Source organism: Arthrobacter sp. Z4-13, from assembly GCF_054792705.1.
This window is the reverse complement of the sequence record NZ_CP096459.1, coordinates 132,126-153,096: the sequence shown is the minus strand read 5'-3', so window position 1 is coordinate 153,096 and position 20,971 is coordinate 132,126. Positions and strand designations below refer to the sequence as shown.

The 20,971-nt window shown below is 66.8% G+C and carries 21 protein-coding genes; 7 read left to right on the top strand and 14 right to left on the bottom strand.

Annotated elements, in window-relative coordinates; genetic code table 11:
- Positions 1 to 78: 78 nt before the first annotated feature.
- On the bottom strand, positions 79 to 1,056 hold the full coding sequence (gene pheA, locus M1E07_RS02545) for a prephenate dehydratase (RefSeq protein ID WP_461188734.1): 978 nt from the start codon (positions 1,054 to 1,056) through the stop codon (positions 79 to 81).
- A gap of 66 nt (positions 1,057 to 1,122) precedes the next feature.
- Positions 1,123 to 1,449 carry a rhodanese-like domain-containing protein gene (locus M1E07_RS02540; RefSeq protein ID WP_461188733.1) on the bottom strand — a complete coding sequence of 109 codons (327 nt, stop codon included), beginning with the start codon at positions 1,447 to 1,449 and terminating at the stop codon, positions 1,123 to 1,125.
- Positions 1,450 to 1,661: 212 nt separating this feature from the next.
- Between M1E07_RS02540 and M1E07_RS02535 the strand changes: the two genes are divergently transcribed.
- Together M1E07_RS02535 and M1E07_RS02530 are read left to right on the top strand one after the other, a co-directional pair.
- Positions 1,662 to 3,086 (top strand): amidase, encoded by a 1,425-nt coding sequence (locus M1E07_RS02535; RefSeq protein ID WP_461188732.1) that lies wholly within the window; start codon positions 1,662 to 1,664, stop codon positions 3,084 to 3,086.
- 608 nt (positions 3,087 to 3,694) lie between these two features.
- Positions 3,695 to 4,150 carry a LapA family protein gene (locus tag M1E07_RS02530; protein WP_461188731.1) on the top strand — a complete coding sequence of 152 codons (456 nt, stop codon included), beginning with the start codon at positions 3,695 to 3,697 and terminating at the stop codon, positions 4,148 to 4,150.
- A 66-nt stretch (positions 4,151 to 4,216) separates the two neighbouring features.
- Here the strand turns inward: M1E07_RS02530 and M1E07_RS02525 are convergent, their stop codons facing one another.
- From M1E07_RS02525 to M1E07_RS02515, 3 genes are read right to left on the bottom strand one after another with little or no spacing between them, the layout of a single operon-like run.
- A complete protein-coding gene (locus tag M1E07_RS02525) occupies positions 4,217 to 5,725 on the bottom strand; it encodes a carboxyl transferase domain-containing protein (RefSeq protein WP_461188730.1) in 1,509 nt (502 codons plus the stop codon).
- Between the two features lies 1 nt (position 5,726).
- Positions 5,727 to 6,938, bottom strand: coding sequence for a CaiB/BaiF CoA transferase family protein (locus M1E07_RS02520; RefSeq protein WP_461188729.1), 1,212 nt, complete (start codon positions 6,936 to 6,938; stop codon positions 5,727 to 5,729).
- Positions 6,939 to 6,991: 53 nt separating this feature from the next.
- On the bottom strand, positions 6,992 to 8,359 hold the full coding sequence (locus M1E07_RS02515; RefSeq protein WP_461188728.1) for an SLC13 family permease: 1,368 nt from the start codon (positions 8,357 to 8,359) through the stop codon (positions 6,992 to 6,994).
- 134 nt (positions 8,360 to 8,493) lie between these two features.
- Here M1E07_RS02515 and M1E07_RS02510 point away from each other — a divergent pair, with 134 nt between their 5' ends.
- Complete coding sequence (locus M1E07_RS02510) at positions 8,494 to 9,192, top strand: FadR/GntR family transcriptional regulator (RefSeq protein ID WP_461188727.1); 699 nt, start codon at positions 8,494 to 8,496, stop codon at positions 9,190 to 9,192.
- A gap of 148 nt (positions 9,193 to 9,340) precedes the next feature.
- On the opposite strand, the gene M1E07_RS02505 is transcribed toward M1E07_RS02510, so the two are convergent.
- Positions 9,341 to 9,886 (bottom strand): DUF4190 domain-containing protein, encoded by a 546-nt coding sequence (locus M1E07_RS02505; RefSeq protein WP_461188726.1) that lies wholly within the window; start codon positions 9,884 to 9,886, stop codon positions 9,341 to 9,343.
- Between the two features lie 49 nt (positions 9,887 to 9,935).
- Positions 9,936 to 10,808, bottom strand: a complete 873-nt coding sequence (locus M1E07_RS02500) for an NERD domain-containing protein (RefSeq protein ID WP_461188725.1) — start codon at positions 10,806 to 10,808, stop codon at positions 9,936 to 9,938.
- 248 nt (positions 10,809 to 11,056) lie between these two features.
- On the opposite strand from M1E07_RS02500, the gene pgm reads away from it, so the two are divergent.
- Positions 11,057 to 12,733, top strand: coding sequence for a phosphoglucomutase (alpha-D-glucose-1,6-bisphosphate-dependent) (pgm, locus tag M1E07_RS02495; protein ID WP_461188724.1), 1,677 nt, complete (start codon positions 11,057 to 11,059; stop codon positions 12,731 to 12,733).
- On the opposite strand, the gene M1E07_RS02490 is transcribed toward pgm, so the two are convergent.
- Both M1E07_RS02490 and M1E07_RS02485 read right to left on the bottom strand, forming a co-directional pair.
- Positions 12,723 to 13,232: a 2'-5' RNA ligase family protein gene (locus M1E07_RS02490; protein WP_461188723.1), complete on the bottom strand. Its 510-nt coding sequence runs from the start codon at positions 13,230 to 13,232 to the stop codon at positions 12,723 to 12,725. The two genes, pgm and M1E07_RS02490, sit on opposite strands and share 11 nt — an antisense overlap.
- A 153-nt stretch (positions 13,233 to 13,385) precedes the next feature.
- On the bottom strand, positions 13,386 to 13,991 hold the full coding sequence (locus M1E07_RS02485; RefSeq protein ID WP_461188722.1) for a malonic semialdehyde reductase: 606 nt from the start codon (positions 13,989 to 13,991) through the stop codon (positions 13,386 to 13,388).
- Positions 13,992 to 14,195: 204 nt separating this feature from the next.
- On the opposite strand from M1E07_RS02485, the gene M1E07_RS02480 reads away from it, so the two are divergent.
- Positions 14,196 to 15,548: a uracil-xanthine permease family protein gene (locus M1E07_RS02480; RefSeq protein ID WP_461188721.1), complete on the top strand. Its 1,353-nt coding sequence runs from the start codon at positions 14,196 to 14,198 to the stop codon at positions 15,546 to 15,548.
- Positions 15,549 to 15,559: 11 nt separating this feature from the next.
- Here the strand turns inward: M1E07_RS02480 and M1E07_RS02475 are convergent, their stop codons facing one another.
- From M1E07_RS02475 to M1E07_RS02455, 5 genes are all read right to left on the bottom strand, one after another.
- Positions 15,560 to 16,447 (bottom strand): SGNH/GDSL hydrolase family protein, encoded by an 888-nt coding sequence (locus M1E07_RS02475; protein WP_461188720.1) that lies wholly within the window; start codon positions 16,445 to 16,447, stop codon positions 15,560 to 15,562.
- Positions 16,444 to 17,313 carry a GAF domain-containing protein gene (locus tag M1E07_RS02470; RefSeq protein ID WP_461188719.1) on the bottom strand — a complete coding sequence of 290 codons (870 nt, stop codon included), beginning with the start codon at positions 17,311 to 17,313 and terminating at the stop codon, positions 16,444 to 16,446. The genes M1E07_RS02475 and M1E07_RS02470 overlap by 4 nt, the downstream gene beginning before the upstream one ends.
- Before the next feature lie 101 nt (positions 17,314 to 17,414).
- Entirely contained in the window at positions 17,415 to 18,314 is a 900-nt protein-coding gene (locus tag M1E07_RS02465) for a glycosyltransferase family A protein (protein WP_461188718.1), read from the bottom strand.
- A 179-nt stretch (positions 18,315 to 18,493) separates the two neighbouring features.
- Positions 18,494 to 18,853 (bottom strand): hypothetical protein, encoded by a 360-nt coding sequence (locus tag M1E07_RS02460; protein WP_461188717.1) that lies wholly within the window; start codon positions 18,851 to 18,853, stop codon positions 18,494 to 18,496.
- Positions 18,854 to 18,900: 47 nt separating this feature from the next.
- Positions 18,901 to 19,800: an SDR family oxidoreductase gene (locus M1E07_RS02455; RefSeq protein WP_461188716.1), complete on the bottom strand. Its 900-nt coding sequence runs from the start codon at positions 19,798 to 19,800 to the stop codon at positions 18,901 to 18,903.
- A 209-nt stretch (positions 19,801 to 20,009) separates the two neighbouring features.
- On the opposite strand from M1E07_RS02455, the gene M1E07_RS02450 reads away from it, so the two are divergent.
- Positions 20,010 to 20,507 carry a DUF6328 family protein gene (locus M1E07_RS02450; protein WP_461188715.1) on the top strand — a complete coding sequence of 166 codons (498 nt, stop codon included), beginning with the start codon at positions 20,010 to 20,012 and terminating at the stop codon, positions 20,505 to 20,507.
- Between the two features lie 144 nt (positions 20,508 to 20,651).
- Positions 20,652 to 20,966, top strand: coding sequence for a LuxR family transcriptional regulator (locus M1E07_RS02445; RefSeq protein WP_461188714.1), 315 nt, complete (start codon positions 20,652 to 20,654; stop codon positions 20,964 to 20,966).
- Positions 20,967 to 20,971: the final 5 nt, after the last annotated feature.

Below are 20,971 nucleotides of genomic sequence, written 5' to 3'. Positions count from 1 at the left end.
AAGGGCCATCCCCCGATGTGGATCAAGTAAGCATACGCATTGTCCACAGCCCGCGGAAGTGGTAATGAAGGCAATTACCTACGCTGTCGGCGAAGCGGCGGAACCGTTTTCCGTACGCCCGGTTTGCGGCCGCAACCCGTCCACCCACTCCAGGGCCGCTTCGAAGGCATCATCAGAGGTATGCGGCTCAACCACCGTCTCAAGGCTGTCCGCCCGCGGGTAGGAGCCAAGAAACCGCGTGGCCGGGCTGATGCGGTGAAGCCCTGCCAGGGCGTCAGCCACCCGCGCGTCACCGAGGTGGCCGTCGGCGTCGATGCTGAAGAAGTAATGCCCCAGGTACTGCCCCGTGGGCCTGGACTCGATCCGGCTGAGGTTCACACCCCGGCTGGCAAACTGGTCCAGGATCTCCATCAAGGCGCCGGGGCGGTCCTCGGGCAGGGGCACCACAACCGTGGTTTTGTCCGCTCCGGTGCGTTCGGGAAGGATGCCGGGGCGGCTGACCAGGATGAAGCGGGTCACGGCACCGGGGTTGTCGCCAATGTCCTCGGCGAGGGCGGAAAGCATCGGCTGTTCCCGGGCAATCAGCGGCGCGCAGATGGCGGCGTCGTACTGGCAATCCTCTTCCAGCAGCCCAATGCCCGCGGCCGCGGTGGAGGATCCCGGCACATACTCGGTCCCCGGAAGGTGGGCGTCCATCCAAAGCCGGCACTGCGCCCAGGCGTGGCTGTGGGTGGAGACCCGCCGGATGTCCTGCAGCCGCATTCCCGGCCGGGCCACCAGCACAAAGCTGACGGGCACCAGGACTTCCCGGATGATCCGCAGTTCGGGACCGGTGGCGATGGCGTCCAGTGTGGCCGTCACGCCGCCTTCCACCGAGTTCTCGATCGGCACCATCGCCGCGCCAACTGAGCCCTCGCGCACCTTGTCCAGGGCGGCGTTGACGTTTGACGCCGGGACGCGGGTAGCCTGCCCAGCGCCAGGTACCTTGAGCAAGGCCGCCTCAGTGAAGGTACCTTCGGGCCCAAGGAAGGCGTACGTGGCAGAGGGCGCAGGCATAGGTATTCCTTCGGAGGCATGGGAGCGACCTTGGCCGGGGCGCCCGGAAAGCAGGTGTAAAGGGCGCTAGAGAACCAGGGGCTTCAACCCGTTGTCCGAGACCAGCGGTTTCCCGGCTTCCAGCCACTGGTCCATGCCGCCGGAGACATTGATCGCTGTGTAGCCCTGGCCCGTAAGCCACTGTGCGGCACGGAAGGACCGGCCGCCGGTGCGGCAGATGATGTACAGGTCCTGGTCCGGATCGAGTTCGGCCAGCCGTGCGGGAAGCTGGTCCAGGGGGATGTGGCGGGCGCCGTCAGCGTGGCCGGCAACCCATTCGTAATCCTCCCGGACGTCCAGGATGGCGGCGTCGGCAGGGAGGTCGTTGACGCGGACGGTATCAAAATCGCTCATGGGAAGTCCTGTCTGGCAGATCGGGTTCAGCGTTAAGCCTAGTGCCCGCGGCCCCGTCGTGCCCGGAAGTACGGCAAGTTAGGCTTCTGGGAAGACCCTAGGAGGAACCCTTGCGTGCAGAGCAGCCCACCATCCTTGCCACCCCGGGCGTGCCGTGACCTACGGTCCCGCCTTCCAGAGCCACGATGGGGAACGCCTGGAGCCGCGGTACCTTGGCTGAACTCCACGACCTGTCCGCCGTCGCCCTTCGGGACAGCCTCCGGAAGGGAGAGGTCTCCTCGGCCGAAGCGGCAGCGCATTTCCTGGATCGGGTAGAACAGCACAATTCCCTGCTCGGGGCGTTTGTCACGGTCACTGCCGAGCGGGCGATGGCGAATGCCCGCTCGGCAGACACGCGCCGAAGCAGCCTTCCTGCTGATGAGCTGCCGCTCCTGCACGGCATGCCCCTGGCGTTCAAGGACCTTACGGACGTGGCCGGCGTGGTGACTACGCACGGCAGTGCCGCCCTTGACCACAAGCCAGCCCTCAGTGACAGTCCGCTGGCAGCCCTCCTTAAGGATGCGGGCGTGGTGTCCCTGGGCAAGACCCAGGTGCCCGAATTCGGGCTGACGGCCTACAGCGAAAACCGCGTAGCGCCGCCGTCGCGCAATCCCCACGCGCCCAGCAGAAGTTCCGGGGGATCCTCCGGCGGGAGCGCCGCTGCGGTTGCCGCCGGGCTTCTTCCGTTCGCGCCTGGCTCGGACGGGGGCGGCTCCATCCGCATTCCCGCCGCCGCCTGCGGGCTCGTGGGCCTGAAACCGGGCCGCGGCGTGGTGCCGGCCGGGGAAAGCCTGGCCGATCCGGCTCGTCTGGTGGTGGCCGGCCCCTTGGCCCGGAGCGCCGCCGACGCCGCCCTGATGCTGGATGCGCTGGCTCCCTCGCCCGGGTCCGCGCAGGACGGCGGCTACCTCGCCCGGGTGCAACAGGAGCCGCCGCGGCTGCGGATCGGCGTCACTTTGGACAGCCCCTGGTCCGGCACCTTTCCTTTCACTCCGGACCAGGAGGCGCTGGACGCGCTCCGGACGGGGGAGAAACTTCTGGAGCATGCGGGCCATACACTCAGCGAAGCGGACATCCGCTACGACAACCGCTACCCGGATGCGTTCACCACCGCCTGGACCGCTCCGGTGGGCGCGGCCAGGATCAGTCCCCACCGAGAAGCGCTGCTGGCGCCGCTGACCCGGACCTTCCGCCGCCGGGCGCAACAGCGCAGCCCGGCGAAGTTGAACGAAGCAATTGCATTCCTGCGGCAGTTCCAGCGCGACACCGTGGCGCAGTACGCGCAGTGGGACCTGCTGCTGATGCCGGCGCTCGCCCAGACACCGCGCCCCGTGGGCTGGTTCACCGGGACGGCCCACGGCAGTGAGCCCTGGCCGGCAGCACAGTGGGCAGGGGATGCCGACGGCGACTACCGGAAACAGTGCGAATTCGCGCCGTGGTCCTCGATGGTCAACGTGTGCGGCCTGCCCGCCGTCACCATCCCCGTCCACTGGACGGGCAACACCCCCGGCCTCGGGCTGCCGATGGGGATCCAACTGGTAGGGCCCGTGGGCTCGGAGGCGCTCCTGCTGCAGGTGGCTCGGCAGTTGGGGTACTAGAGCGTAGCCAAAGGGCTTGTTGACCTGGACCTAACGCGGGCCTAATTCTGCCCAGGTTGACTCCTCGACTCCGTGGGCGAACAGGAGGACGATTAAAGGGCAGTCACCATGAGGAGGCCTGTGATGTGTTATTCCTACAACAAGGACTTCGGGCGGAGCACCAGAAAAGAAGCTGACCGCCAGCCCGAGGTGAAGCAGGAAACCCCGGTAGAAACGCCGGAGAAGCCAGTCAAGGCACAGGACTTTACGTTCTGGGCATTCCCGAGCTGGCGCAGGACGCCGTCTCCGCGCACCCCGTCAGCTGAACGGAGCGAGGAGAGGGTCTGACGCCCGCACGGCACATGACAACGGAAGGGACTCCAGTGGAGGCCCTTCCGCTGCGTCGAGGGACCGCACTCACGGTGGCCCTATGTGGAAGCTGGGATCAGCCTCCGCCGTGCCCGCTCGCTGCGCACCACACCGGCTGGTCGCAGGGGGACCCGAGTCGCATCGCGGGCACGCAGCGCTGTGGGGCACAGCGTCTTTCCCGCGTTGTGCTGCAGGAAGACCTCCCATTAGGGTGGGGCCATAAGCATGCTTAGTATTCACGTCGCAGGAAGGGAAACAGCATGAGCACGGAGAACTACCCGTCTCCCGCGCCGGACCGGCAGCCGGAGCCTGGCACCGGAAACCACACCGAGGCCCGGTCTTCGGCCGGAACCTCTTCCGCGGCCGATTACCCGGCCTCCGGGACAGGCGTTAGCCCGAGCATGCCCGCAACAGATGCCGCGCCGGCAACTGGACCACGACCTGCCGCTGACCAGCCGGGGGTGACCCGCGCCGGAGTGGTGTGGGCCGCCGTCGTGGCCGCCCTGGTACTCCTGATCCTGCTGATCATCTTCATCCTGCAGAATCAGGACCAGGTGGCCGTCCGCTACTTCGGGCTCGAGGGATTCGTCCCGCTCGGGATGGCGCTGTTTATCGCTAGCGTGACCGGCGGCGTCCTGGTGGCCGTGGCGGGTGGGGCCCGGATCCTGCAGCTGCGCCGGAATGCGCACCGCGCGCGGGCGCCGCAGCGGAAATAGCACGACGGCGGCCGCCCAGGTCAGCAACAGCGGCAGCACGTCCGGGACCATGGCCGGCGCGGCAGGTCAGCCTGCGCCCAGGCTCCGGTACTTCGCGGACCGTGCCGCCACCAGCCCCGGCACGGGGGTGCCGGCAACCGACGCCAGCTCGTACTCGATGGCGAGCGCCATCCGCCGGCAGAAGTCGTGGGGTTCCAGTGACGCGTCGTCCCGCTCATCCACGATGTGGTCCACCAGTCCGTTGGCATAAAGGGAAGCCACGTTCACGCCCTGGGCCTGCGCCATTGCCGGAGCATGGGCGATGGTCCGGTGGACTATCGCGCTGGCGCCTTCCGGGGGCAGCGGTGAAAGCCAGCTGTGCTGAGCCGCGATGGTCCTGTCGGCGGGCAGCAGCGCCAGTGCTCCTCCCCCGGCCCCCTGGCCGAGCAGTACCGAAACGGACGGCGCCTCCAGCCCGATGAGTTCGTGCAGCGAGCGCGCGATCTCACCTGCCAGCCCGCCTTCTTCAGCCTCTTGCGAGAGGGCCGCGCCCGCGGTGTCGATGACCGTCAACAGCGGCAGCCGCAGCTCCTCGGCGAGCTTCATGCCGCGCCGTGCCTCCCGCAGTGAGCCGGGGCCCATTCCGGCCGCATCACGACGCAGCGGACGGGCATGCCCCAGGACGATGCAGGACTGCCCACCGAAGCGGGCAAGGGCCAGCAGCAGGCCGGGGTCCTTCTCGCCCTGCCCTGTTCCGTTCAGCGGCAGGGCATCGCTGGCACCGTGCTTGAGAAGTTGCCGCAGGTCCGGCCGGCGGGGGCGCCGGGAAATGCCGATGGAAGTCCAGGCATCAACTGCCGCCGGACGGATAGCGAGCGTCCCGGGCGATTCCGGCGGCGCCCCTCGCCTGGCGCAAAGGATGTCCAAGGCCCGGCCCACCAGGTCAGCAAGATCCCCGGGCTCCACCACGCCGTCGATCAGCCCCTTGTTGAACAGGTTTTCCGCCACCTGGACGTTCTCGGGAAACGCCTCCCCGTGCAGCGCCTCATAGACCCGCGGGCCCAGGAACCCCAGGAGAGAGCCCGGTTCGGCCACATTGATGTGACCCAGGGATCCCCACGATGCCATAACGCCGCCGGTTGTGGGGTGCCGCAGGTATACCAGGTACGGGAGGCCTGCCTGGCGGTGCGCGCGCACCGCCCCGGTGATCTTCACCATGGACAGGAAGGCCAGCGTTCCCTCCTGCATCCGGGTCCCGCCGGATGCAGGGCCGGCAAGGAGCGGCAGACCCTCAGCGGTGGCCCGTTCGACGGCGGCCACGATCCGCTGCGCCGCCGCGTGGCCGATGGATCCGGCCAGGAAGGAAAATTCGCTGACGATCACGGCAACCCGGCGGCCCCGGATAAGCCCTGCACCCGTGATCACGGATTCATCACTCCCGCTCCGTTCCCGCGCCTTGGCCAGGTCGCGGAAGTAGTCCTCTGAGAGCGGCGGCTCCTGTGCCGGCGAGTCCCAGGAAACGAAAGAGCCTGCGTCCACCACAGTTTCAAGCAGTTCGGCGGCGCCCAGGTGCCGGACTTTTTCGGTTGTCGGCATGCTATTTCACCCCGGCGGCAACCGCAGCCATGCCCAGCCATTCACGAATGGACTGCCCGTCTTCGTCCAGCAGGGGCGGTGCATCGTGGTCGGTGACGGTGGTTTCCGCAGCGTCACCGGGCGCGAAAAACCTCAGCGGCGGGCCCGGCAGGCTGACTTTGCCGAGCAGCGGGTGGTCCACGTCCACCACGAGGCCCTGTGACGCCACCTGCTCCCACGCGTACACCTCATCCAGCGAGCGCACCTTGCCCGCCGGGATCCCGGCGTCGTTCAGTTTGTCCAGCAGTTCCGCTGCTCCATAGTCCGCAAAGGCGCGTTCGACGGCGGCAATGACCCCGGTACGGTTCCGCACCCTTTCGGCGTTGCTGGCAAAGCCCGGTGCCGCCGGCTCGAGGCCGAAGGCTGCGGCGAATGAGGACCACAGCTTTTCGCTGCCGACGCTGATCTGCACGCTTCCGTCCCTGCAGGCGAACAGGCCATAGGGCGCGATGGAGGGGTGGTGGTTTCCCTGGGCCTGCGGGACTTCCCCCGCCACCGTGGTGCGGGTGCCCTGGAAGGCGTGCACTCCGATCAGGGATGCCAGCAGGGAGGTGCGCACCACCTGCCCGTTGCCGGTCCGGTCCCGCTCAACCAAAGCCGCCAGTACCCCGAACGCGCCGTTCATGCCGGCGAGGAGGTCCGCGATGGGGACGCCCACGCGCTGGGGATCGTTTGGCCCGGACCCGGTGAGGGACATCAGCCCTGCCTCGCCCTGGAGGATCTGGTCATAGCCGCTGCGCTGGGACTCGGGTCCGTCATGGCCGAAGCCGGTGATGGAGAGGATGACCAGCCGGGGGTTCAGCTCATGCATTGCCGCGGGAGAGAAGCCCAGCCGGTCCATGACCCCGGGGCGGAAGTTCTCGATCACCACATCCGCGCGTTCCAGCAGTCCCCGCAGCACCGCTTGCCCGTCGTCGCACTTCAGGTCCAGGCTGATGGACTCCTTGTTGCGGTTGCAGGACATGAAGTAGGTGGACTGCAGGTCGTCCTCGGGGCCAACAAAGGGCGGGCCCCAGCCGCGGGTGTCGTCCCCGGTTGCGGGGTTCTCGACTTTGATGACCCGTGCACCCAGGTCCGCCAGCATCATGCCGGCGTGCGGTCCTGCCAGGGCCCGGCTCAGGTCCACAACGAGGTGGCCGGACAGCGGGCCTTGGGTCTTATCAGTTCTACTCAAGCGCTGGTTCCTTTTCTCAACAGGCGGGGAAGTTTGGCGGGATGTCCGGTCCGCTACAGCCATCCGGGGACCACCAGCGCCAGCCAGGCCAGGGCGGGGCCGGCAACGATCACGATGCCGCTGTAGCCCAGGATCTGCTTGTAGAACTTGTCCTTGTCCACGCCCTCAGGAGCGTTCGCGAGTACCAGCGCGCCGTTGGTGGAGAAGGGGGAAACGTCCACGATGGTGGCGGCGACAGCCAGGGCGCAGATCACGCCCACGGCGCCGATTTCACCGGAGGAGAGGAAGGGCACCGCGAGCGGGATGAGCGCGGCAAGGATGGCGGTGGACGAGGCGAAGGCAGAGACAACGGCCCCGATGTAGCAAATCAGGAGTGCGGCGAGGAGGGGCATGCCCATGCCGGCCACGCCGTTGGAGACGAACTCGATGGTCCCGGCTTCTTCCAGGACCCCCACGAATGTCAGCATGCCGCAGATCAGCAGCACGGTGGACCAGCTGATCTTGTTGATGGCGCCCTTCTGGGCGGCGGGTGAGACCAGTGCCAGCACGATGGCGATGGTGATGGACACAAAGCCGACGTCCACTTTGAACCCGAGGGCAATGACGGCCAGTGCGATCAGGCCGCCGATGGTGACCAGCTGCGGGATGCGCGCGGAGCGCTCCTTGGTGGCTGCCACGCCGTCGCCTGCAGGATCCCGGGGACCGTACATGCCGGAGCCGAAGCCCTTGAAGGGCACGTCCGGGCCGGCCTTGGCGCCCACGCTGACAGCCATGCGTGCTTCTGCCGCTTGTTCCACGAAGTGGCTCACCTTGGATGAGAGGAGCTTCTTGCCGCCCAGGACTACAAAGAGCACGAGGGCGATAACGACGTTGAAGATAAGGCTGGACAGGAACAGGGCCGTAGGGCTGAAGGCAAGGTCCGTCTTGGCCAGGATGCCGTTCACGGTCACGCCGTAGACGGCGATGGGTGAGAAGCCGCCCGCCTGGGCGCCGTGGATCACCATCATGCCCATCAGGAGCGGGCTGATCTTGTACTTGCCGGCGAAGCTGAGAGCTATCGGGGCAATGATGGCGACGGCGGCAGGAGACAGCGCGCCCACAGCGGTGATCACAGCGGTGATGGCGAACATGACCCAGGGGATGAGGGCCACGCGGCTTCCGACGAGCTTGACCGCGCCGCGGACCAGGAGATCGATGGTGCCGTTGTTCTGCGCGATGGCGAACAGGTAGGTGACGCCGACGATGGTCAGGAAGAGGCCGCCGGGGAAGTTGGCCAGGATGTCGTTGGTGGACATGCCCAGCACGACGGCGCCGAGCAGGAACGCGCCAACGAAGGCGAGGGCGCCCATGTTCAGGGGCAGGACGGTGGCAAGCAGGAACATTGCCGCCAGGATGATGATCGACAGGACAGGAGCGGACATCGTTGGTCCTCCGTTGGGAGCGAAAGTGTGACGTGAGTAACTGGCTCACTGGACTAGCCTCTTAGACAGTGAGTCTATCTGTCAATAGGAGGAGCAATGTAGTCTGGAGGAACCTACGACGTAGTGAGGGCTTTGTGGAGAAAACAGCACGGCTTGGACTGGAGCGCGTAACCCGACCCCGGCTGTACGAACAGCTGGTGGAGCAGATCCTTGCCTATATCGAATCGGCCCAGTTGCGGCCGGGCGATCTCCTGCCCGCTGAACGTGATCTTGCGGAGCGGCTTGGCGTTTCCCGGGCCACCCTCGCCCAGGCCCTCGTGGCCCTCGAGGTGCTGGGGGTCATCGATGTGCAGCACGGGACGGGAGCGGTGCTGGCGCGGCGGCCCAGCGTGGCGTCAGTGATCAAGGGGTTGCGGGAGCACCGGAGCAGGCTGCCTGAGATTGTTGAGGCGCGCAGCACGCTGGAGGTGAAACTTGCTTCCCTCGCAGCGGTCCGGCGCACGGACGAAGACCTCGCCGCGATCGAACATGCCCTGGAGGTTATGGCCCAGGAGATCAACGACGGCGACCGCGGCACCCACGGCGATGAGCTGTTCCACGAGGCCATCACCGGAGCAGCGCACTCCGCAGTATTGGCGCAGCTGATGGCATTTATCGCCGAAATGATCCTCGAAACAAGGATGGAGTCCCTGGGCCAGCCGGGCCGCCCCGAGCAGTCACTCGCCTCCCACCGCAAAATTGCCGACGCCGTCCGGGCCCAGGATCCCGACGCGGCAGGGGAAGCGATGCTGGCCCACATCGAGCTGGTGTCGGACGTGGAACTGCTCCGCTGAGAGTGCAGCCAGGCCACCGCACGGTGCGCCGGCCGAATCAATCTATCCGGACAGCCCCGCGAAAGCCTTCCACTCCCGGCCGCGACCAAAGCACAGAAGCACTACGGAGGCCCGGGCGCATCAGCGCGGGCCGACGTCGGCTGCTGGTTCAGAAGGTCGGGGTGGTACCGCTGGTGGTACGGGCGACGGCCAGCCCGACAATGAGTAACAGCCAGAACGCGGCATAGCCCAGCAGGCAGAGGTACCCCAGCACCAGGCCGGTGATGGACATTCCCTTGCCCGACGGCTCGCGTTTGAGCGCCAGGTGGCCGGTGACGATCGCGGCGATCTGCGGCAGGAGGAGGAAGCCCATGATCACCGAGGCAATGCCGCACACCATGCTCGCGATGCTGAGTGTCTTGGGCTCAGGCGCGCTGAAGTACCCGGGCGGGCCATAGGGAACCCCGGTTTGGCTGTAGGGACCCGGCGGCTGGTTGTACGGGCTCGGCGGCTGGCCGTAGGGAGCGCCAAAGGGTCCCGGGTCTCCGTGCTGGTTTTGCCCGTAGCCGCCTTGTCCGTAACTGCCCTGCCCGTAGTGCGGCTGGGTCGGCGCCTCTGCGCCGTAGGGCGCGGCGAACCGCGGCGGTTGAAAGCCCGACGGCCCGCTGCTGTCAGCGCGTTGGGAGTCAGGCCGGTGGGCGGGCTGGTCAGTCAAAGTTTCCCCCTGGAAGTTTTGCTCTCCAGCCTACCGCCGCCGGCACCGTCTATTGCCCCCAGTACGGCAACACGTACACGGCGAAAATAACGAACGCCGCCAGGAGCGCCAGGGTTCCTGCGCCCGTTGCGCCGTGCTGGCGGGTCTCCGGGTTCCGCCCGCCCGCCATCGTTTTCGGCAGGTTTCCCCGAAGCCGTGAACGGGGAGGCACAGGACGCGCGGAGACCGGCCGTGGCCCGGGACGAGGCTCGCTGTCGGTGTTCGAGGGCGCCGGGCGGGCACCGGCAGGCCTTACCACCGTGCCGGGCCGGACGTTGCGGAAGGCCGTGATGCCTGGCTCCTGTTCATGCGTGAGCTGCTGGCCGAGGTGCGCGTAGAGCCCCACTACGGCCTGCTGGTCCAGCACCGGCGGCAACGCTTCGATGGCTCCCACCACGCGCTGGGAACCGGCCACCGGCACGTCCGCGTTCGTCACACCAAAAAGATCCGGCTGCGCGGCCATACAAATCAGGGGACGGACCAACCGGCGGTGCGGCGGTGCCATCACGGAGGCGACGGCGGCACACTGGGCGAGTGCGCCCTCCACAGCCTGGGTGCGCGCATAACGGCCCTGCCACAGCACGCCGGAAGAGACGCGGACTTCCCCGGTCCAGTTCTTGGCGTCCACCACCACCACGCCGCCCGGCCCCACCAGGACATGATCCAGGTTGGCCTTGGGCCGGCCCGGCCAGTGGACGTCATGCAGCACGTACCAGCCGCGCGGCACCAGTTCGCTGAGCTTCTCCGCCACCACCCGCCCGCCAATCGCGTCGGCGTCCCAGGCCTTGGTGGAGCGCTCGGCCTGGTCGAGCTTGCGCTTGAGCCTCGCGACCCTTTCAGCAGCAAGCCTGGACTGCTCCCCTGCCCCGTCCACTGCCCCCATGGCCGTCCCTGCTTTCCCCACTCGAAGGCCGACGGCGGAAGGCCGCCGTCGCCCTTTTGCTTGCGGACATCCCGCCCGATTTTTCGAAAGTAACAGGGCGTCAGGGCGCCGGTATATAAGTACTTTGCAGGCCGGGTACTCACGTTGGCTACCTACTTGATGACGTTGTTCCGTCACAGGGCGCGCTAAAGTGGCCGGATTGTGGACCGGTCGTTTTGACTGAAGCCTGGGTCTGGCATGCTGTAGCCATGGCTAGCCGCGCGGGTACAGTTGCCCAACCCCAGGACCTTGTTGACATCACTGCGCTCCTTGACGCGTATTACGACATCACGCCGGATCTGGGTGATCCCGGCCAGCGCGTGGCGTTCGGCACCTCCGGGCACCGCGGCTCGAGCCTCAAGGCGTCCTTCAATGAAAAGCACATTGTCGCCATCACCCAGGCAATCGTGGAGTACCGGGCGGGGCAGGGCATCACCGGGCCGCTGTTCCTGGCCAAGGACACCCACGCCCTCAGCGAGCCGGCGCAGAACTCCGCGCTCGAGGTGCTGGCTGCCAACGGCGTCCAGGTCCTCATCGACGCGCGGCACGGCTACACTCCCACCCCGGCCTTGAGCCACGCCATCCTCACGTACAACCGGAACGCCGGCGCCGGCGCTCCCCAGGCTGACGGCATCGTGGTTACCCCCAGCCACAACCCGCCGGCCGACGGCGGCTTCAAGTACAACCCCCCGCACGGTGGGCCCGCCGATTCGGATGCCACCGGCTGGATCGCCAACCGAGCCAATGAACTGCTCGAAAACGGCCTGCGCGGGGTGAAGCGTATCCCGCTGGCCGACGCGCTGGCCGCCGACACCACCGGCAAGTTCGACTTCCTCAGCAGCTACGTGGATGACCTGCCTTCGGTCCTGAACCTGGATGCCATCCGCGAGGCCGGCGTCCGCATCGGCGCTGATCCCATGGGCGGCGCCGCGGTGGATTACTGGAGCGAGATCGGCGAGCGCCACCACCTGAACCTCACCGTGGTCAACCCCACCGTGGATCCGCAGTGGGCCTTTATGACGCTGGACTGGGATGAAAAGATCCGGATGGACTGCTCCTCGCCCGCCGCCATGGCCTCGCTGATCCAGCGCATGGCCGGCGCGTCATCTTCCGGCCAGCCGGTCTTCGATATTGCCACGGGCAACGACGCCGACGCGGACCGCCACGGCATCGTCACACCTGTTGTTGATGGGGTGGGCGGGCTGATGAACCCGAACCACTACCTCGCCGTCGCCATCGACTACCTGTACCGCAACCGCAGCGGCTGGAACCCCGCCTCGGTGGTGGGCAAAACCTTGGTCTCCTCTTCCATCATTGACCGCGTCGCCGAAAGCCTGGGCCGCAAGCTCGTGGAGGTTCCGGTCGGGTTCAAGTGGTTTGTACCGGGCCTGCTCTCCGGTGAGGGCGCGTTCGGCGGCGAGGAATCGGCCGGCGCCTCGTTTAACAAAAAGGACGGCAGCGTCTGGACCACAGACAAGGACGGCATCCTGCTGGCCCTCCTGGCTTCGGAGATCACTGCAGTCACGGGCAAGTCTCCGTCCCAGCTCTACAAGGGCCTGACGGACCAGTTCGGGGCGCCCGTTTACGCACGCATTGACGCCGCGGCCACACGGGAGCAGAAGTCGGCACTCGGCAAGCTGTCGCCGTCGGACGTTACGGCAACTGAACTGGCCGGCGAGCCGATTCTTGCCAAGCTCACGGAAGCGCCGGGCAACGGTGCGCCGATCGGCGGGCTCAAGGTGGTCACGGAGAACGCCTGGTTCGCCGCCCGCCCGTCCGGAACAGAGGACGTTTACAAGATTTACGCCGAGTCCTTCAAGGGCGAGGAGCACCTCAAGCAGGTGCAGGCGGAAGCCAAGGCCCTGGTGGACGGCGTCATCGCCTAAGTTGTTGCTGCGTCCCCCGGTCCCACAGCCGCAGGATGCGCCGGACGGTGCGGTCACCGTCCGGCGCCATATCCACGAGCGCGATCCGGTCCAGCACGACGGCGTCGCCCGGGTTTAGCCGTTTGCCGCCGTGGTGTGAAACGTGGGGCCGGTAGCCGGACAGGGTGTGGGCCGGTGTCAGGACCTTGCCGTCCAGGCTCCCGACTGCGGCGACCAGCTGTTCGTGCAGGGCCTGCAGGTCCGGCTGCGGTTGGATGAGGCTCACGGGCACAGAGCCGTTCCGGCCAAACCCTGCGTCCTCCCCCACGGTGAGGCTGGCACCCAAGGCCCTGCGCGCCGGGGCGTCGGCAAGTGCGGCCACGCGTTCGGTGGGGTCGGCACTGTCAGGGGAGTCGGCGTCGAACCTCACCAGGGTGATGTGCAGCGGCCAGTCAGTGCGCAGGAAAACCGCATGGTCAGCCACCGTTTCGACGAACGCCACGAAGATGAGGTTCCGCATAGGCCCAGTCTCCCACCGCCCCCGAACGCCCCATCACGTTCCGCACCTAAATCCCAAACGCCCCATCACCTAATGCGCGAAAAACACCAACGCCCCATCACGAGGTGATGGGGCGTTGGTGAAAAAGACGCAGGAAGTGATGGGGCGTCCGGGTTAGACGGTGCGGACGACGTCCTCGTAGGAGAACTTGGGCTTCACTTCGCCCCAAGCGTCCGCTCCGGGCTGGCCGATGTTGACCACCAGGAAGCTCTTCTGGTCGCCTTTGGGGAAGAACGCGGCGTCGATAGCGCCGAAGTCTGCGCCGGTCATCGGGCCCGCGGCAAACCCGAGGGAGCGCACGGCCAGGATGAAGTAGCCGGCCTGCAGGTGGGCGTTGTTGTTACCCGTAGCGGCGGCCAGTTCGGGGTTGGCGTCGTACATGGCCTTCGGGGCGTTGTAGCCGGGGAGGAAGTTGTCCCACTGCCCGGCCCAGTCGGTGTCGTAGCTGAGGATCGCAACCAGTGGCGCGGAGGCGGTTTTGACGCGGTTGCCCGGCATGAGGGCGTCAACGAGCGTGACGCGGGCTTCGTCCGAGCGGACGTAGGTCACGCGCAGCGGCTGGGAGTTGAATGCGGTGGGGCCGAACTTGGTGAGCTCGTAGATAGCCTGCGCCTGCTCGTCGGTCACGTCTCCGGTGAAGGAGTTGGCGGTGCGGGCCTGGGCGAAAATGGCGTCGACGGCGGCCGAATCGATAACCGCTTCTTCATGGGCAATGGTCATTGGCTTACCTTTCGCTGGGCCTCCCCGCTACTGGGGACGGCCTCGTTGCTTTCCATACTTGCAACTTCAAGTAGCCGTCTTCTCTTCCCGTGACGGCGGGTGACATCAAACACAGCTGACCGGCTGCAAAGGCGGGCGGTACTCTGGAGCAAGTTGATCTTCGCCCTCGCCAGGCACCTCACCCTTTTGAAAGGCCCTCCGCCCATGAGCATGCTCGGAATCAAATGGAAGCTGCACGGCACCGGCAAGTCCATCAAGCCCGGCCACGTTGTGGCCCCGGATGAGCGGCTCGCCTGGCCACTGACCATCGGCGTGGGCATGCAGCACGTGGTGGCCATGTTCGGCGCCACGTTCCTGGTGCCCATCATCACCGGCATGCCTCCGGCCACCACGCTGTTCTTCTCGGGCATCGGCACGTTGCTGTTCCTGGTGATCACCAAGGGCCGGGTGCCCAGCTACCTCGGCTCGAGCTTCGCGTTCATAGCGCCCATCACGGCCTCCCAACAGCAGTTCGGCGTGCCCGGAGCCCTCGGCGGCGTGGTGGTGGCCGGCGCAGCCCTTGCCCTGGTGGGCGCCATCGTGCAGAAGTTTGGTGCAGGCTGGATCAACCGGCTCATGCCGCCGATCGTCACCGGCGCCATCGTGGCACTGATTGGCCTTAACCTTGCCCCCGCCGCGAAAAACAATTTCGACGCCGCCCCCGTCACCGCCGTGATTACGCTGGCCACCATCATCCTGGTCAGCGTCCTCTTCCGCGGCATCCTGGGCCGCCTCAGCATTCTCGTGGGTGTGGTGGTGGGCTACCTCGTGGCCATGCTGCGCGGCGAGGTGAGCTACGAGAAGATGGACGCCGCCGCGTGGGTGGGCCTCCCGCAGTTCCAGACCCCCGAATTCCATGTGGGCGTCCTGGGCCTGTTCGTACCCGTGGTGCTGGTGCTGGTTGCCGAAAACATCGGCCACGTAAAGTCCGTGGCCGCAATGACCGGCCAGAACCTCGACGGCGTCTCCGGCCGTGCGCTGATGGCCGACGGCGCCGCCACCGTCCTGGCCGGCTTCGGCGGCGGTTCCGGAACCACCACCTACGCCGAAAACATCGGCGTTATGGCAGCCACCAAGGTCTACTCGACGGCGGCCTACTGGGTGGCGGGCGTCTTCGCCATCCTCCTGAGCTTCTCCCCCAAGTTCGGCGAGCTCATCGCCACCGTACCGCCGGGTGTCCTGGGCGGCGCGGCCACCATGCTGTACGGCATGATCGGCATCCTGGGCGTGAAGATCTGGGTGCAGAACAAAGTGAACTTCTCCAACCCGGTGAACCTCACCACCGCAGCCGTGGCCCTGATCATCGGCATCGCCGATTACACATGGACTATCGGCGACCTCAAATTCACGGGCATTGCCCTCGGTTCCGCCGCTGCCCTGGTGATCTACCACGGGATGAAAGCCATCGCGAAGGCCCGGGGCACAGTGGCGGAGCCCGAAACCGAGCAGGCCGGCCTGCCGCCGGCAGCCAAGGCGGCCATGAACGCAGCAGCCAAGCGCGCGCCGAAAAAGCGTTAAGGCCCCATCAGCTAAGCCACTTCGCCGGCTTCCTCCGTGTCTTCAGGTTTGGCAGGGTGGCCGGGAGGGAACGGACCAGGGCGGCCAAGGCCGAAGACAGGGCCCGGCCGCGGCCGCTTTGCGGCCCAGGACTCCACCGGGTGGGGCCGCAGCCGGCCAAGAACCCAGGGGAACAGGTACTGCCGCGCCCAGATCAGGTCATCCGTCCTGGCCTGCGTCCAGCCATGGGGTGGAACAGGCCGCGGCTCCAGGGCCTTGAGCGAATGCGGCACTCCCAGCGCGTCAAGGGTGGCGACAGCCACGGCGTGGTGGCCCAGCGGCGAAAGGTGCAGCCGGTCCCTGTCCCACGTCCGGGCGTCGCGAAGCGCCGGCAGGCACCACAGGTCCACCATCACGGCATGGTGGCGCATACCGATCCTGTGGAGGTGCTCATTGTAGATGGCCAGCTTTCCCCGGATCTGGCCAAACACCGGCGTATTGCCCCAGTCCGGCCCGGCGAACAGCAGGACAGTTCCACCGGTTTCAGCCAACAGGCCCACCGCCTGGTCCATCTTTTCGGCCAGCTTATCCGGGTCGCCCCGATGGAAAATCACATCGTTACCGCCGCCGGACATTGCTGTCAGATCCGGTTTCAGGGCAAGGGCAGGTTCGATTTGCCGGTCCAGGATCTCCTGGAGCACCATCCCCCGCACGGCTAGGTTGGCGTAGGCGAAGTCGCTCTGGCCGTTGCTGAGCTCCTCGGCGGCACGGTCAGCCCAGCCCCGGAGCCCGCCGATGCTCCGGGGTTCCGGGTCGCCGATTCCTTCGGTATAGGAGTCGCCGAGGGCCACAAAGCGGTGCCACGGGTGCCGTTCTGCCGGCGGCCGTCCCGGGCGCTTCTCTTGCTCTTCGATGGTCATGCCGGCCGTCCTTTCGCCGTCGTCGTCGTCGTGGAAGGGTGCGTTTCCGGGACAGCAACTGCCTCCAGCGGCTGGTCCAGCTCCGCCGGGGCCATCAGGCGGAAGTCCTCCAGGTCATCAGACAGGTCCCGCCGAGGCGCGGAAGGATCCCGGCCCGGGCCAGGGGCAACAACGTTCAGGGCCGCATCCCGCAGTCCCAGCTCATGGTGCGACGCCTCCCTCTGCAGGAACCGCAGTGCCCCTTCCCGGCTGAGGCCGTACTCGTCCATGAGGCTGCGCACCGCCAAATCCACCAGGACCAGGGAACTCTGGGCCACGGCAAGACCCGCCGTGGCTTCCGCGCGCTCGGCCACCCTGACCACTACGCGCAGTGCGCGGGCAACCTGCTGCACGTAGCTGTGGCTTCGGAGGAGGTCATCGCTGGTGAAGGCGTGGGGCGAAGACGCGTATAGATTGATGGCTGCGCTTGTCCCGCCCTCGGACACGATGGGCACTGACAGGAGAGACTGGACACCGTGGCCGGCGGCCGCACTCGCGTATCCGGGCCAGCGCCGGTCCCTGCTGACGTCGGAAAGCAACACGAACTCGCCGCTGCGCAGCGCCTCGAGGACCGGTCCGTCAGCAAAGGAACACTGTTCCCGGTCCGCCTCGCGCGCCCGCTCGGTGCTTGCAGCCAGGGTGCGCGCCTTCCCCAGGCGGAAGAGGGTGGCTGCGCAGCCGATACCCCGGGTTTCGCCCTCGAGGTCCGACATGAACTCACGGGTGACCTCCCAGAGGTAGGTTTCGACGTCCTTGCTGTCGAAAACCGGCTCCGGGGGCAGGGGAAGAGGTCCCCAGCCAACCTGCTCCGTGGGTTCAGCGGCCATGTTGCACGCCTTGGTTGAAGCGCTCGCGGCTCACTGCAAAACCTGGTTATAAGGATACGTCCCCCGGCGTGCGCGCGGGAGGGGGCAGCGGGGTTGCCTGCCTAGTCCGCTGCCGCGGCGTTCCCTGCGTACGCCTGCTCATTTGCGCTGAGTACGACGTCGTATGCCTCCACCCGGCGGTCCGTCACCGTAGTAGGGGACTCCAGATGGACAGCGCCCGAGGGAAGGATACCGGCGGCGCCGTACCGTTCCATGACCTGCCATTGGGCCACTACGTCCTCACCGGCGTGGGCAACGGGAAGGCTTGTCCAAAAGGCGAAGCCACCTGCGGCGTTCAGGGCCTCCCGCCGGTAGAGCACGCAGCCCCCGAGCCAGGCCACGCGGTAGGGCACCCACTCCCCCGGTGCAAGGGAAAGGTCAGCGCTGAGGTGGCTGAGATTGGCCGCGTTGTGAAGCGGCCAGCGGTCAAATCCGGGCGCGCCGGGCCGGATGCGCTCCGCGGTCACGGGGCCGTCCCACGCTTCAAAGCCGGCCGTCTGCTCGGGCCGTCTGTCATCCAGGTACGACAGGCCCTGTGGAGCCATCCCCACAAAGCCGCAGTCCAGTTCGTCGAGAGCGCGGCTGAGCCGCTCCAGGGTTCCCGGTTCCAGCCAGATGTCGTCATCCAGGAAAAGGCATTTGCCGGCAGTCGACTGATCCAGCAGGAACTGGCGGTGCTCCGCCAGTCCGCGCCGGGGCAGGTGGCGGAGCAGCGTGACCGGGCGCCCCTGGGCTTCGAGGACGCGGACCATTGCTGCCGCCGCAGGATGTTGCCAGCCAGGGATATCGGTGGACTGGTCGCTGACCACCACCCGGAAGGTGGGGTCGCCCTGCCCGGCCAAACCGGCCAGCGTCACGGCCAGTTCTGCCGGGCGGTTGCACGTGGGTATCAGCACATCCACTGCCACGCTGTCCGGCAGCTCAACACGCCGTGCCCATTGTTCCGATGATCTCCTGCTCACAGCTAACCTCCTGGCTCCTGCCTCGGCATTGATAGCGGGGTTCGTCGTGGTCCGTACCCACATCATCATGGATGTATGCCCTGGCACGGCGAAGGCCTCCGGCCGCTGGCACAAGGGGCAACAGGGAAGGAGGCCTTCAGTGATCAGGTGCACTGTCCTCAGGGATCGGCACCCACCCGTTACCCGGCGTCGAAGCTCTCGCCGCCGTCGTCGTTCGGCGACTTTTCCTTGGGCAGGTCACTGCCGCTGCCGTCCGGAATCCCCGTGGCTTCCTGCCCGGGCTCGGAGGATACCGGGGCAGACCCCTGGGAATCGTCGTTCGTCTCATCCAGTTCAGCTTCGCCGGAGGGAAGGTCCACGTCCCGGGGCAAGGGATCCCCGCCGGTACCGGACTGCGGCTCATTCGTGTCCACGCCGCCTGTGCCGCCTGCGGCCGGGCCGTCCGAGCCCTGGGCTCCTCCCATCTCCTGTTCAGCGGTGGGAGTGCCGTATCCGCCGGGATCCGATTCCGGCTGGGCGTGCTGGTTTTCCTGCGTCATGGTTCCTCCTGTTGTGCGTTGAATGGAAGCTGAATTACGGGGGCTGCTTAGAGCCCCTTTCCGCCGGTGACCGGCAGCACGGCCCCGGAAATGTAGGACCCGTCCTCCGAGGCCAGCAGCACGTAGGCCGCGGCAAGCTCGGCGGGCTGGCCCGCCCGTTCCAGCGGCGTGTCCTGGCCGAATTTCGGAAGCTTCTCCGGCCATTCGGTGGCCGGAATCAGTGGGGTCCAGATCGGTCCGGGTGCCACGGCGTTGACCCGGATGCCCTTGGGGCCAAGCTCCTGCGCAAGCGCTTTGGTGAACGCCACCTGGGCGGCCTTGGTCATGGCGTAATCAATGAGGCCGGGCGAAGGGTTGAACGCTTGGACGGATGACGTGGTGATGATCGAGGCGCCGGCCTTCAGGTGTGGAACGGCCGCCCGCGCCGTCCACAGCAGCGAATACAGGTTGGTCTTGAAAACCCGGTCGAACTCCTCTGTGGGCAGGGACTGGAGGCTCTCGCGGTTTTTCTGGTAGGCCGCGTTCAGGACCACAACATCAAGGCGTCCGAACTCGGCTGCCGTCTCGTTGGCGATCCGGGTACTGAACTCCTCTTCACGGCCGTCGCCGGCAAACAGGAGGACCTGCTGGCCTGCCTTCCGGATCCAGTCCGCGGTGTCCTGGGCGTCCTCCTCCTCGTCGGGAAGGTAGGAGATGGCAACGTCAGCGCCCTCGCGGGCAAAAGCGATGGCGGCTGCCTTGCCGATTCCCGAGTCACCACCGGTGATGAGCGCTGCCTTGCCCTGCAGCTTCCCGTGCCCCTCATAGCTGAGCTCGCCATGGTCCGGCTTGGGCTCCATGGGTGCCGTCAGCCCGGGCTGCTTCTGTTCCTGCTTGGGGAACCCTCCGGCGTGGTAGCCGCCCCGGGGATCCCGTGGCTGATCTGTCTGCTTTTCCCTGTCGCTCATAGTCCGCCCGCTCACTGTGTCGGTTTCCGAGGGCCCAGCCGTGCACCGGCCCTTCGAAGCTATCCCGGCCCGAGGAGCAAAGTCCACCGTTCCGCACGAATAATCAGTAAACTTACCAAATGTGGGGCGCGGCGCAACGTTGGCCCTGTTTTGGGTACCTGGAGGGTAGACAGATAGCCAGGGGCTGGACGGCGCAGAAAGGAGCGGAAATGTCGGATGTGGAGGATTACACCGGCCGGACCGGCAGGAATGAGACCCATGAGGAACAAATGGACCGCAACTGGGCAGAACTGCTGCAGGAGATGCGGGTGCTGCAGATGGGCGTACAGATCCTCGCCGGCTTCCTCCTCACCCTGCCCTTCCAGGAACGGTTTGAAGACCTGGACGACTTCCAGATTGTCCTCTACCTGACCAACGTGGTGATCGCCGCGCTGACCACGGCGCTCATCCTTTTGCCGGTCAGTGTCCACCGGCGGCTCTTCCGGAAGCGGCTCAAGGAAACCCTGGTCTCCAGCGGGGACACCATCGCCAAGATCACCCTTGCCGGAATCGCGCTGCTGAGTGCCGGCACCGCAGCCCTGGTGTTCGACGTCACCGCAGGACGCACAGCCGGCCTGACTGCCGGCGGAGCGCTGATGGCCGTGATGGTGATCCTGCTGGTTTACGTCCCCATCCACCTGAACAGGCGCGCCGAGGCCGGCAGGTAATTCACCGCCTGTCCCAGGGCGCGCAGCGCCGCCTTGCGAACCGGCTCCAGAACCAGTCAACCAAACTGTCGCCCAGCTTCATCTATCCGCCGTTACAAGCCGCGCGGCCGGACAACCGGCCGCGGAGAACCACAGGAGAACCCTATGAAGACCCTTTTGAGAAGTGCCCTGGTGGCCCTGCTGCTGCTTGCCTCGCCGGCGTTTTCGCTCGATGCCGCCCACGCCTCCCCGGCCGCGGACAGAGCGGAAACCACCGTTGCGCTGTCCGCCGCATCTCCCACGCCTTCTCCCGGGGATACCGCCTCCACCGGCCCGGCCAATCCTGGAACGGGTGAATCGGGTCAGAACGAGTCGACCCGCACCGACAACACTCCCTGGGTGATCGGCGGGGTCATCCTGCTGACGCTCATCGTGATCCTGATCTGGAATCGCCGCCGCGGCAACAAGACCATCGTCTAGGTGCA

Coding starts and splice junctions, on each gene's coding strand:
- pgm (WP_461188724.1), top strand. CDS start 11,057: ATGGCTAGCCGCGCGGGTACAGTTGCCCAACCCCAGGACCTTGTTGAC.
- M1E07_RS02490 (WP_461188723.1), bottom strand. CDS start 13,232: ATGCGGAACCTCATCTTCGTGGCGTTCGTCGAAACGGTGGCTGACCAT.
- M1E07_RS02450 (WP_461188715.1), top strand. CDS start 20,010: ATGTCGGATGTGGAGGATTACACCGGCCGGACCGGCAGGAATGAGACC.
- M1E07_RS02500 (WP_461188725.1), bottom strand. CDS start 10,808: ATGGGGGCAGTGGACGGGGCAGGGGAGCAGTCCAGGCTTGCTGCTGAA.
- M1E07_RS02530 (WP_461188731.1), top strand. CDS start 3,695: ATGAGCACGGAGAACTACCCGTCTCCCGCGCCGGACCGGCAGCCGGAG.
- M1E07_RS02470 (WP_461188719.1), bottom strand. CDS start 17,313: ATGGCCGCTGAACCCACGGAGCAGGTTGGCTGGGGACCTCTTCCCCTG.
- M1E07_RS02515 (WP_461188728.1), bottom strand. CDS start 8,359: ATGTCCGCTCCTGTCCTGTCGATCATCATCCTGGCGGCAATGTTCCTG.
- M1E07_RS02445 (WP_461188714.1), top strand. CDS start 20,652: ATGAAGACCCTTTTGAGAAGTGCCCTGGTGGCCCTGCTGCTGCTTGCC.
- M1E07_RS02540 (WP_461188733.1), bottom strand. CDS start 1,449: ATGAGCGATTTTGATACCGTCCGCGTCAACGACCTCCCTGCCGACGCC.
- M1E07_RS02460 (WP_461188717.1), bottom strand. CDS start 18,853: ATGACGCAGGAAAACCAGCACGCCCAGCCGGAATCGGATCCCGGCGGA.
- M1E07_RS02455 (WP_461188716.1), bottom strand. CDS start 19,800: ATGAGCGACAGGGAAAAGCAGACAGATCAGCCACGGGATCCCCGGGGC.
- M1E07_RS02475 (WP_461188720.1), bottom strand. CDS start 16,447: ATGACCATCGAAGAGCAAGAGAAGCGCCCGGGACGGCCGCCGGCAGAA.
- M1E07_RS02525 (WP_461188730.1), bottom strand. CDS start 5,725: ATGCCGACAACCGAAAAAGTCCGGCACCTGGGCGCCGCCGAACTGCTT.
- pheA (WP_461188734.1), bottom strand. CDS start 1,056: ATGCCTGCGCCCTCTGCCACGTACGCCTTCCTTGGGCCCGAAGGTACC.
- M1E07_RS02485 (WP_461188722.1), bottom strand. CDS start 13,991: ATGACCATTGCCCATGAAGAAGCGGTTATCGATTCGGCCGCCGTCGAC.
- M1E07_RS02480 (WP_461188721.1), top strand. CDS start 14,196: ATGAGCATGCTCGGAATCAAATGGAAGCTGCACGGCACCGGCAAGTCC.